Here is a 10,756-nt window from a genome sequence, read left to right as displayed (position 1 = left end):
TGACATCGTTTTTATGTCAACCTTGGTCTAACAGAGCCTTTCTTTTAGCGCCGGTCCCTGCGCCGGCGTGCGGCCTATTTCTCCCCCATTTTGGCCATTTTGCCCTCCAAACGGCACTACCGCCGGCAACATCCAGCAGATACGCTGAATCTAGTCGTATAGGCCCTATGAGAACGGGAGCAACCATGGCAGCCTTGTTCACGACCCCCAAACGCAATGACGCTACCGCCGGAACCCATGTTGCCGAACCCGACGTCCGCCGTCGCATAGGACTCGCGCACGGCAGCTGGCGCCGCGTGACGCGCCGCATCGTCGTAGGCGCCGTGTGCGCGCTCACGGTGAGCTCGCTGCTCATGCCGAGCGTCTCGCTCGCGGCGGAATGGGTCAAGGTCGGCGAAACCAAATACAACGCCGGCACTGCGGCGGGCGACGAGACCGGCACCTGGTCGTGGGACGGCGCCGACGACTTGAAGCTCAACAACTATAACGGCGGCGAGATCCAGGCCGCAGGCAAGCTCAACGTGAATTACTCGGGAAACAACATCGTCACTGCCGACTGGATCGAAGGCATCAAGGCTTCTCATGGCAAGAATGAGAACGCCGAGCTCAATATCCAAGGCGACGCGGGCAGCACGCTCAGCGTGACATCTACTGAGGACGCTATCCTCTCCACGGGTAATATCAACATCGACGGAGCCGGATCCGTCAACGCCACGAGCACTGGGCTTGATGCCATCAATGCCGGGGGTGATCTCGCTATCAAAGGTTCGGGCAACGTCAACGCCACGGGTGCATCGGATGGCATCAGGGCAAACGGCAATATCACGATTGACGACAACGGAGCCGTCGCCGCCAGGGCTACCAAGGACAAGGGTATTGGAACCGACAAGAACCTCACCATCAAGGGTGGCGGGACGGTCGAGGCAAGCTCCGAGAAAGACGCTGCCGTCGAGGCCAAGGGCAGCCTCGCAGCCACAAACGCCTCCCTCAACGTAAACGGTGTTGAATATGGCGTCTATGCCCACAAGGGCATCACGCTCGATCATGCAAACGTGACAGTCCGTGCAAGTAAAGGCAGATACGGTGGCGCCATTGCCCTCTTCACCTACCAAGACGATATCGTCGTCAAGAACGGCTCCACCGTGGACGCGCTTGCGGAAGGCGAGGTTTCGGCTGCATTCTCCACCAGAAACGATCGACCCAACGAGAAGGGTGGCCACATCTACATCAGCGACTCCGTTGTCAAGGCCATAGCCCGCTATGTCGAGAACGGCGACGGCCCCATCCCCTACAGCGAAAACCAAGATGGCGAGACGAGGCGCGAACCCCAAGGCGAGAACATCGGCATCATCGCCCAGACCAGCGAGGGCGTCACACCCGCAGTCATCTCGATCATCCGCAGCAAGGTAACGGTCGAAGGAGATACAGCGGCAATCTTTGCCCGTGCCATGAGCGCTGACGGCAAGACAATCGGCACCATCAAGATTGAGAACGCCGCCATCCAGACGCCCGAAGGCGGCAAGGTCATTGACTATCGCAAGCTCCGTGACGGCATCTACGAAGCAGGCCAAGCCATCGGCACGGGCGACGCCACGGTCGACTCCCTCTATATCAAAGCAGTCGCCAAAAGCACGACCATCGCACCTCCCGAGGTAGCCAAGCCGGAAGACCCCAAGCCCGACGAGACCAAGCAGAACCCCAAGCCTGAGGGCTCAAAGCCGACCAAGGCCGTTGCGGCTTCAACCACGAAAGCCAAGACTACCGGCGTGCTCGCGGCAACCGGCGACACCTCGGGTGCGGCCATCGTGGCAACCGTCCTTGCGGGAACAGCCGCTATCGCCGCAGGCACCATGGCGAGCCGTAAGCGCTCTTAGACGCCTCTGCGCACATGGCAGCTCCCGCGAAGGCCCCGAGCCCCAGCACCGTTTAACAACGCCACCGCCGAGCTCCCCTCCGGCGGTGGCGTTTTCCATATGCGTCCGCAGGGGATGCACGAGATTGTCTTTGGTCTAGCCCAACCGGCATACGCTGGCGTGCGACAATTGGGGCTGCCGATATCACAACACTGAGAGAAGCCCGTCATGGAAGCGCATCAAAAGCAGATAACCGTTTATTCGAATCATACGGAAAGCGCGCCTGTCATCTACCTTCCTGTGGTCGTGGGCGACGGCAGCGAGGTTTATAAGTGTTGCCGAGAGCTCGACTGTCCGCCATTCGCCCTCGTCACCATTGGCGGGCTCGATTGGAATCGCGAGCTGAGCCCCTGGGCATGCGACGGGACCGTACGCGATGCCGAGCCTTTCGGCGGCCAAGCTGCCGGTTTTCTTGATGAGCTGCTGAATCAGATAATCCCCCAGGTCGAGTCATCGCTTCCTCAGCCGCCCACCTGGCGTGGCATTGCCGGTTACTCGCTCGCGGGCCTCTTCGCACTCTGGTCCCTCTGGCAAACCGACGCATTTGACCGCGCCGCGAGCGCATCGGGGTCGCTATGGTTTCCCGACTTTGTCGATCGCGCCAGCACGGCGCCATTTGCCGGCAGCCCGCAGGCTGTCTATCTGTCGCTCGGTAAAAAGGAGACCAAGACTCCCAACCGCATGATGCGGCACGTACTCGACGATACGCGCGCAATGGAAAAGCTGCTCGGCGAACGTGGTATTCCCACGACGCTGGAGCTCAACCCCGGCAATCACTTTTCCCAGACCGACTTGCGCATGGCCCGCGGCATCCACTGGATACTGACGCATTAAAAATGGTGCCCACGCGCATATACGCATGGGCACCATATCTTGTTTTAGCTGGACGCAGTTGTTACTCAGCAGCCTCCTCAAGCTCGGAGACGTCAAACTCAAAGTCGTTACCCGGCAGGATGGCGTTGAGCACGATGCCCACCAGCGAGCCCACGGCAAGGCCGGAAAGCGAAATCGTCACGCCGCCCAGCTCAAGCACGATGGCGCCGGCGGTGCTGTACGCAATGCCGAGCGAAAGCACGAGCACCAGGGCGGCCACCAGCACGTTGCGGTTGTTTTGGAAATCGACCTGGTTCTCGATGAGGTTGCGGACGCCCACGGCGCTGATCATGCCATAGAGCACGAGCGACACGCCGCCGATTACACACGCCGGCATGGCCGCAATGACAGCCGCGAACTTGGGGCAGAACGAGAGCACAATGGCACAACATGCGGCAATGCGAATCACGCGCGGGTCAAACACACGCGTTAGGGCAAGCACACCGGTGTTCTCGCCATAGGTGGTGTTAGCCGGAGCGCCAAAGAGCGATGCGAGAATGGTCGCCAGGCCGTCGCCAAGCAGCGTGCGATGCAGGCCAGGATCGGCGATGTAGTTACGCTCGCAAGTGGAGCCGATAGCCGAGATGTCACCGATATGCTCGATCATGGTCGCAAAGGCCAGCGGCATAATGGTGATGATGGCCGTCGTGGCAAGACCGCTATCGAACTGCGGGCCAAAGAGCGCAAACACGGTGTTATCCCACACGACGGGCAAGCCAACCCAGGGAGCGGCTGCGACGCCCGAGAAATCAACCTCGCCGAGCGCAGTCGCAACGGCATAGCTCACCACAACGCCCAGCAGAATCGGCACGATCTTGACCATGCCACGGCCCCAGATGTTGCAGATGACGATCACCGCCACAGCGACAACGGCAACAAGCCAATTGGTCTGGCAGTTGGCGATGGCAGAGCTTGCCAAGATCAGGCCGATGGAAATGACGATGGGGCCAGTCACTACCGGCGGGAAGAAGCGCATAACGCGCTTGGCACCAAACGCGCGAAACAGGGCCGCCAGCACCGGATAGAGCAGGCCGGCACAGGCTACACCTAGGCAGGCGTAGGGCAAAAGCTCGGCCTCGCCGTTGGGCGCGATGGCGGCATAGCCCGCGATAAAGGCAAACGAAGATCCCAAAAACGCTGGCACCTTGCCGCGCGATAGGAAGTGGAAGAGCAGCGTGCCCAGGCCGGCAAACAAAAGGGTCGCCGACACCGAGAGACCGGTGAGCACGGGTACGAGCACCGTGGCACCGAACATCGCGAATAGATGCTGCAGACCGAGTAGGAACATGCGCGGGCGACCGAGCGACGACGCATCGTAGATGGCATCGGCGACGGCGGGCGTCGAGGATTGGGACATGGATGTCCTTTCATAATGGAAGGGCGCTCGGGCATATCGGATTACCTGCCCGAACGATACGATCCGAACCATTGTACGCGATGCATGCCGCTCCGACCACGACGCCCCTGCGAACGGCAGCACTACTTCCAGATGCGCTCGGCGATGCGTTTGACCAGGGCGATCTTTGCCCACTGCTCGTCCTCGGTCAGCTTGTTGCCAATCTCGCAGCTGGCAAAGCCGCACTGGGGAGACAGATACAGGTTCTCGAGCGGCACGTACTTTGCGGCTTCGCGGATGCGCTCGACGATAACATCCTCGTTCTCGAGCTCTGCGGCCTTGGTGGTCACCAAGCCCAGCACGACCTTCTTGCCCGGGGCAACGTAGCTGAGCGGCTCAAAACCGCCGGCGCGCGGCGTATCGAACTCCAGGTAGAATGCGTCGACATCCTCATGTGCAAACAGGTACGGCGCGATGGGGTCATAGCCGCCCTCGAAAGCATAGGTAGAGTGGTAGTTGCCGCGGCACACGTGCGTGTTAATGACGAGGTCGTCGGGCTTGTCCTCGATGGCGGCGTTGTTGAGCGCCACGCCCAGCTCGCTCACCCTTTGCAGGTCAACCGGGCTCATGCCAGTCTTGGACACAAAGTCGGTATCGCAGTAGATGCCCCAGGTGCAGTCATCAAACTGGATGTTGCGGCAGCCCGCGGCATACAGGTCAGCAATCACGGTGCGGTATGCTGCGGCAATGGCATCGACGAGTTCTTCGTCGGTCTTGTAGACGGCGTGCAGACTCTCCTGCTGGCCATCGCAGCGGTCGAGTGTGACTTCGGAGAACGTCTGGATCGGCGCCGGAATGGTCTGGCGCGCGACCTGGCCCTCTCCCTCGAGCGACTTGATAAATTTGAAGTGCTCGACGAACGGATGATTCTCACCGCTAATGGGACCGGTTACCACGGCGGTGTCGGCGGTAGTCTCCTCATCGTGGAACATGTAGCCCGTGCGCGAGGCGCGGCGCTCAATGCCGTTGAGGCCCCACATAAAATCGAGGTGCCAGTAGCTGCGGCGGAACTCGCCATCGGTAATCACCTGCAGGCCGGCAGCCTTCTGCTTGGCCACTAAGTCGCGGATGGCCTCGTCCTCGACGGCCTTAAGGCCGGAAGCGTCGAGTTTACCCGCGACATAGGCGGCACGGGCGTCCTTTACAGCCTGTGGACGAAGAAAACTGCCGACGATATCGGCACGAAACGGCGCGTTCGGTTGAATCGAAGTGCTCATAGATATCTCCCTTTGCATTGGTTGCTTTACTGGGACAGAGTATGAGCGCTCATATGGACATCGTAAAATATGCGTTTATAACAGTTTGATATAGATGCTTCCTATATTAGTTGGGACTGCCATAAAGAGATTTGACCCGTGCAGAACGCAGCAGTCTAGATGTGCTGACGAATCGCTTCGATATAGGCCTGCCCGTAGCGCGTAAGTGTCGTGTTCTTGCGCGTGATGATGCCGATCTCCATGTACTCGTCTACATCGAGCGGAATGGAGATAATGCCGGGGCCGTTAAGTTCATGGCTGATCACGCCCGAACACACCGTGTAACCGTTAAGGCCCATAGCTAGGTTGAACAGCGTCGCACGGTCGCGCACGCGGATATTCTTGCGGCGCTCAAAGGTCGAGGTCAGCTCCTCGGAATAGTAAAACGAGTTGTAGCTGCCCTGCTCATAGGACAGGAACGGGTAGTCTTCCAAGTCCTCGAGCGTCACACTCGAGCGACCCGCCAGCGGATGGTCGGAGCACACAAAGACATGCGGCGTAGCGCAGAAGAGTCCTTCGAATACGAGCTCGTTGGCCGCCAGCATGCGCTCGATGACCTCGCGATTGTGCTCCGACAGATACAGGATGCCGAGCTCGCTTTTCATATGCGCGACGTCCTCGATAATCTCGTGGGTCTGCTCCTCGCGCAGGGTAAAGTCGTAGCGCGCGGCATCGAACTCGCGGATCACATCGACAAATGCATTAACGGCAAAGGAATAATGCTGGCAGCTCACGCTAAAGTGCGGCACCTGCTCGGACGTGCCTTTGTACTTGCCCTCGAGCAGGTCGGCCTGGTCGAGCACCTGGCGCGCGTAGCCCAAGAAGGTCTCGCCTTCCTCGGACACAATGACGCCCTTGTTGGTGCGCTCAAAGATGTGTACACCCATCTCGTTTTCGAGATCGCGAATTGACGCGGTAATCGAAGGCTGCGACACAAAGAGCCGGCGCGAGGCCTCGGTGATGCTGCCGCATTCGGCAACTTTGACGACATATCTGAGCTGCTGGAGCTTCATGGCTTTCTCCCTAGACGTTCGTGACGTCGAAACCCGTCGCGTCCATCTGACGCATAAACGACGGCATCTCCCCCGTCGCGGCGCAGGCGGCAATCTGATGCAGAGCCCCGGCAACCGCATCATCTGCCGCAGCGCCGATATGCCAGCGCGCGGCAGCCGTGACGGCCTCGTTGGCATTGGCGACTGCAACGGAATTGGGAACGGCATCGATCATGGGCAAATCGTTATCGGAATCGCCGAATACGGCCACCTCGTCGGGCGTCAGGCCCAAAGCGCGCGCCAGCTCCAGCGCAGCACAGCCCTTGTCCCAGCCGGTCGGAAGAACGTCGAACAGGCGCACGCGGTTGTTGGGAAACACGAGCGAGAGCTCCGGCACCTCGGCGGCAACACGCTCGCGCAGCTCGGCGAGCTCCTCGCGCGAACGGGCACTCCAGATATTCGCCTTGTATGCCGGGGCATCGTCAACGACAGGGCGACAGGGAGCCTCTTCGCCCTTGAGCCACGCGTTGCCGCCTGACTCCATGGCGCGACGCACACGCTCGGGATCGCTTGTCACGCAATAGGCGTCGTTGTCCCAAAAGTCATCACCCAGACGGTAGACCTTCAAATAGGTATCGTCGGTCTCTTGCTCCAGGTAGTCGGCCAGGCGCATAAGGGCATCGTTATCAGTTGCGCGCGAGGCAACCGCCTCGCCATCGACAAACATCACCTGGCCGTTGCAAAACGCACCGGTCGAGAAGCACTCGGAGCGATTGCGGAACATCCAGCTCATCGCGGACGGCTGGCGACCCGAAACCGGGCCAAAATGCAGGCCCGCCGCCTGCATGGCATGAATGCCCTCGATGGCGCAGTCGCTGGCGCCATCGTGTCCAGCAGGAATCAGCGTATCGTCCATATCGGTCAGCACAAGTTTGATCATAAGGTCCCCTCGGTCATTCTTTATCCCGTCTATTGTAACGACCTGCCAATAAGGGACAGGTTTATCTTGGCAGGTTTTATCTGGGAAAATGCAGCGCCCCTGTTGCCACCTGCCAAAATAAACCTGTCCCATATTGGCAGGTGCGCTAGTATAGGGAACAACAGATTCGATGCGGGAGTGCCGGCGGTGCAAACCACAAGGCTGAGAGGGCATAGGGCCCAATCCTTTGAACCTGTCAGTTAATGCTGGCGTAGGGAGCATGCCGCCTTTACAGGGGCGCTGTCTATGCACAGCGCCCCTTTTCTATGCCAAGGAGGCATGTGCAGTGATTGATTCGGAACAGCTTAAGCAACATATGGTCAAGGCCGTAGAGGAGATTCGAGCCACCAATCCGATGGCCGGCTCCATCACCAACACGGTGACGATCGACTTTGTCGCCAACGCGCAGCTCGCCGTGGGCGGTTCGGCCGCCATGGTCTATCTGCCCGACGAGGGCGAGGCGCTCGTTGCCGGCGGCGCCGCCATCTATCTCAACATGGGCACGCTCTTCCCCATCTACGAGCAGACGATTCCCCGCGCGGCCAAGGCGGCACACGACGCCGGCAAGCCCTGGGTGCTCGATCCGGTGGGTCTGGGCATCGGTAGCCTGCGCACCCAGCTGGTAAACGAGCTCAAGCAGTACAAGCCCGCCATCGTACGCGGCAACGCCTCCGAGATCATCGCACTCTCCGGCCTGTGGGGTCTTGAGGGCGAGTCGGCCGATCTGAGCCGCGTACGTGGTGTCGATACCACCGACACGGTCGACGCCGCCCGCGATGCCGCCGTGGCGCTCGCTCGCTACACCGGCGGCGCCGTTGTGGTCTCGGGCGAAGTCGACCTGATTACCGACGGCACGACCGTGGCCAAATCCCACGGCGGCAGCCCGCTCATGTCCAAGATTACCGGCTGCGGTTGCTCGCAGGGCGGCGTGCTGGCCGTGTACGCCTGCGCTGCCGATCCGTTTACGGCAGCCGTCTGCGGTACCGCCGTCTACAACGTCGCCGGCACGCGTGCCGCCGCCGTCGCCGATGCCCCGGCAAGCTTTAAGGTCGCCTTTATCGACGAGCTCTACCGCGCAACCGCCCAAGACATCGCCGATAACCAACTCGAGCTCGAGGAGGCATAAGCCATGTCCGAGCCCGCAACCAATGCCGGCATGAACACGCTCGTCGCTGTGGCCATCGCCCCGTGCGGCACCGGCGATGAACTGTCCGCCGAGGTCGCCGAGGTCGTGCGCGTCATTCGCGAGAGCGGCCTTCCCAACCGCACCACCTCGATGTTCACCGAGATCGAGGGCGACTGGGACGAGGTCATGCAGGTCGTGCGCGACGCGACCTTTGTGTTAGCGAACAAGGGCATCCGAACCGAAGTCGTGCTCAAAGCCGATATTCGACCTGGATTTACCGACACCATGACCGGCAAACTCGAGCGCATGGAAGCGCAGATCAAAAAGCAGGAGGAAGCACGATGAGCATCCGCGACAACCTTGATATCTCGGCCTATCTGGTGCTCGGCCCCGAAAACACCCTCGGACGCCCCGTGGGCGATGTGGTGGCCCAGGCGCTCGACGCCGGCTTTACCTGCATTCAGGTGCGCTCCAAGGTGGCAAGCGCCCGCGAGATCATTGCGCTGACCGGCGACGCCGCGCAGGCAATCGCACAGGCCGGCAAGACCGGTCAGGTCGCCTTGCTGATCGATGACCGCCTTGACTGCGTACTCGCCGCACGCGAGCAGGGCATTGCGGTCGACGGCGTGCACGTGGGCCAGAGCGATATTCCCGTCGAGGTCTGTCGCAAGCTGCTGGGCCCCGACGCCATCGTGGGCCTTTCGGCCCGTTGCGAGGAAATGCTCGAGTACGTCAAGACCGCCGACATGAGTCTGGTCGACTACCTGGGCATCGGCCCGCTCCACGAGACCGAGACCAAGCGCGACTGCGGACGCGCAGCCGATGGCTCCATCATCACCAAGAGCTTTGAGGACCTGGCCGCACTCCACGCGGCAAGCCCCGTGCCCATCGTGGTGGGCGGCGGCGTTAAGACGGCCGACTTGCCGCAGCTTAAGGCAACCGGCGTCGACGGCTTCTTTGTGGTGAGCGCCGTCTGCAGCGCCGACGATCCCTACGCCGCGGCCAAGGAGCTTGTCGACACCTGGCAGCAGGCATAGGCATAGGCCGAACAGCTGATTCGCAGCCTCATATCTTCAGCAATGGAAAGCGCATCCCAGTTTGGGCCTCCATTCCGGGATGCGCTTTCCGTATGCGACCCTTACCCCGCCAGATACGCTTCCAACGCCGGCAAAGTCGCCTCTGCATCGTGGCGGCCGACCTGGTAGATGCGCTCGAGCTCATCCGGTTCGCGGCACAGCGACGGCACCTTCACCGATTCGCTCGGCCGCACCACAAAGATTTCCCCGGCAGCCTCTCGACGTGCCAGGTCATCGAGCGTGGCATTGTAGACCTCATGCCGATGCTCAAGCGCTGCAACAAACTCCGGATAGTGACGGAACACGCGCCGCAGCATGGGCATCACGCTGTTGGGCTGCTTCACAAAGCCCGCCGGCTGCGTGAGTACCACGATATTGCGGTCATACCCCTGCGCAAACAGCCATGCGCTGGGAATAGAATCAGCCACGCCACCATCCAGATACTTATGCCCGTCAATAGCAACGGGACGCGTCGCCACAGGAATCGCCGACGATGCCCGGATCCACTCGATATCCCGCTCGTCGCCATAGGGCAGGTCGTGGTAGACGGCCTTGCCCGTCTCGATATCGGTGCACACGCACGTAAACCGCATGGGGCAGGCGCGATACGCCTCCAGGTCGATGGGATCGCGCTCGATGGGCACCTCGTGATAGGCAAAATCGGCATTGAACATATCGCCGGTTCGCAGCCAGCTGGTCACGCTCGCATAGCGTTTGTCGGCGCAATAGGCCTTGTTATAGCGAATGGCGCGGCCGATCTGGCGCGATTTAAAGTTGTAGCCAAATGCCGCGCCCGCCGAGACGCCCACCATATGGTCGCAGGTCAAACCGTGCTCCATCCAAACGTCGAGCACGCCCGCCGTATACATACCGCGGTAGCCGCCTCCCTCGAGCGCCAGCCCCACCGTGCGCGTCATATTTGACTGTGCCATGCGACCATCTCCGTTCCTGCGTTTTAAAACGGAACAAGTATACCCATCAACAAATATCGTCTCAGTCGCATTTTCATCGAACATCGTCGCGTTACCGTTTGGCGAATAATGGCCGCCCGCAACATGGGCACCCCTACATAATTCCATACACTTGTTTATACTACTCAGTAGTTATCAGCCGAGAGCACGAACCGACAAATAAACCCAACGACG

General features: G+C 60.6%; 10 protein-coding genes and 1 riboswitch. Of the genes, 5 read left to right on the top strand and 5 right to left on the bottom strand.

Annotated features, from left to right (window positions below):
• Positions 1–185: 185 nt before the first annotated feature.
• On the top strand, positions 186–1,874 hold the full coding sequence (locus DXD16_RS07245; protein ID WP_117655641.1) for a hypothetical protein: 1,689 nt from the start codon (positions 186–188) through the stop codon (positions 1,872–1,874).
• A gap of 207 nt (positions 1,875–2,081) precedes the next feature.
• Complete coding sequence (locus DXD16_RS07240; protein WP_117655640.1) at positions 2,082–2,747, top strand: alpha/beta hydrolase; 666 nt, start codon at positions 2,082–2,084, stop codon at positions 2,745–2,747.
• Positions 2,748–2,808: 61 nt separating this feature from the next.
• On the opposite strand, the gene DXD16_RS07235 is transcribed toward DXD16_RS07240, so the two are convergent.
• From DXD16_RS07235 to DXD16_RS07220, 4 genes are all read right to left on the bottom strand, one after another.
• A complete protein-coding gene (locus DXD16_RS07235) occupies positions 2,809–4,143 on the bottom strand; it encodes a uracil-xanthine permease family protein (RefSeq protein ID WP_089572925.1) in 1,335 nt (444 codons plus the stop codon).
• A gap of 122 nt (positions 4,144–4,265) precedes the next feature.
• Positions 4,266–5,399, bottom strand: a complete 1,134-nt coding sequence (locus tag DXD16_RS07230) for a 5-methyltetrahydropteroyltriglutamate--homocysteine S-methyltransferase (RefSeq protein WP_233502663.1) — start codon at positions 5,397–5,399, stop codon at positions 4,266–4,268.
• A gap of 155 nt (positions 5,400–5,554) precedes the next feature.
• Positions 5,555–6,451, bottom strand: coding sequence for a LysR family transcriptional regulator (locus DXD16_RS07225; RefSeq protein WP_117563541.1), 897 nt, complete (start codon positions 6,449–6,451; stop codon positions 5,555–5,557).
• Between the two features lie 10 nt (positions 6,452–6,461).
• Entirely contained in the window at positions 6,462–7,370 is a 909-nt protein-coding gene (locus DXD16_RS07220; RefSeq protein WP_158551643.1) for an HAD-IIB family hydrolase, read from the bottom strand.
• A 163-nt stretch (positions 7,371–7,533) separates the two neighbouring features.
• A riboswitch (TPP riboswitch) is annotated at positions 7,534–7,644 on the top strand.
• Between the two features lie 51 nt (positions 7,645–7,695).
• Here DXD16_RS07220 and thiM point away from each other — a divergent pair.
• Genes thiM through DXD16_RS07205 form a run of 3 tightly spaced genes read left to right on the top strand, consistent with a single transcriptional unit; the run spans position 7,696 to position 9,572 of the window.
• Positions 7,696–8,535: a hydroxyethylthiazole kinase gene (gene thiM / locus DXD16_RS07215; RefSeq protein WP_233502662.1), complete on the top strand. Its 840-nt coding sequence runs from the start codon at positions 7,696–7,698 to the stop codon at positions 8,533–8,535.
• Positions 8,536–8,538: 3 nt separating this feature from the next.
• Complete coding sequence (locus DXD16_RS07210) at positions 8,539–8,880, top strand: thiamine-binding protein (protein ID WP_233502661.1); 342 nt, start codon at positions 8,539–8,541, stop codon at positions 8,878–8,880.
• A complete protein-coding gene (locus tag DXD16_RS07205) occupies positions 8,877–9,572 on the top strand; it encodes a thiamine phosphate synthase (RefSeq protein WP_006234517.1) in 696 nt (231 codons plus the stop codon). The genes DXD16_RS07210 and DXD16_RS07205 overlap by 4 nt, the downstream gene beginning before the upstream one ends.
• Positions 9,573–9,673: 101 nt before the next feature.
• On the opposite strand, the gene DXD16_RS07200 is transcribed toward DXD16_RS07205, so the two are convergent.
• Positions 9,674–10,543: a patatin family protein gene (locus tag DXD16_RS07200; RefSeq protein WP_187365011.1), complete on the bottom strand. Its 870-nt coding sequence runs from the start codon at positions 10,541–10,543 to the stop codon at positions 9,674–9,676.
• Between the last annotated feature and the right edge of the window lie 213 nt (positions 10,544–10,756).

This window comes from Collinsella sp. TF11-5AC (genome assembly GCF_003436775.1).
Classification (GTDB): Bacteria; Actinomycetota; Coriobacteriia; order Coriobacteriales; family Coriobacteriaceae; genus Collinsella.
The sequence above is the reverse complement of the archived record's forward strand: the minus strand, read 5'-3'. Positions and strand labels throughout refer to the sequence as shown.

Bases quoted from the DNA above. Each gene is read 5' to 3' on its own strand.
- DXD16_RS07225 (WP_117563541.1), bottom strand. From the start codon at position 6,451: ATGAAGCTCCAGCAGCTCAGATATGTCGTCAAAGTTGCCGAATGCGGC.
- DXD16_RS07220 (WP_158551643.1), bottom strand. From the start codon at position 7,370: ATGATCAAACTTGTGCTGACCGATATGGACGATACGCTGATTCCTGCT.
- DXD16_RS07240 (WP_117655640.1), top strand. From the start codon at position 2,082: ATGGAAGCGCATCAAAAGCAGATAACCGTTTATTCGAATCATACGGAA.
- DXD16_RS07230 (WP_233502663.1), bottom strand. From the start codon at position 5,399: ATGAGCACTTCGATTCAACCGAACGCGCCGTTTCGTGCCGATATCGTC.
- DXD16_RS07205 (WP_006234517.1), top strand. From the start codon at position 8,877: ATGAGCATCCGCGACAACCTTGATATCTCGGCCTATCTGGTGCTCGGC.
- DXD16_RS07245 (WP_117655641.1), top strand. From the start codon at position 186: ATGGCAGCCTTGTTCACGACCCCCAAACGCAATGACGCTACCGCCGGA.
- DXD16_RS07210 (WP_233502661.1), top strand. From the start codon at position 8,539: ATGTCCGAGCCCGCAACCAATGCCGGCATGAACACGCTCGTCGCTGTG.
- DXD16_RS07235 (WP_089572925.1), bottom strand. From the start codon at position 4,143: ATGTCCCAATCCTCGACGCCCGCCGTCGCCGATGCCATCTACGATGCG.
- DXD16_RS07200 (WP_187365011.1), bottom strand. From the start codon at position 10,543: ATGGCACAGTCAAATATGACGCGCACGGTGGGGCTGGCGCTCGAGGGA.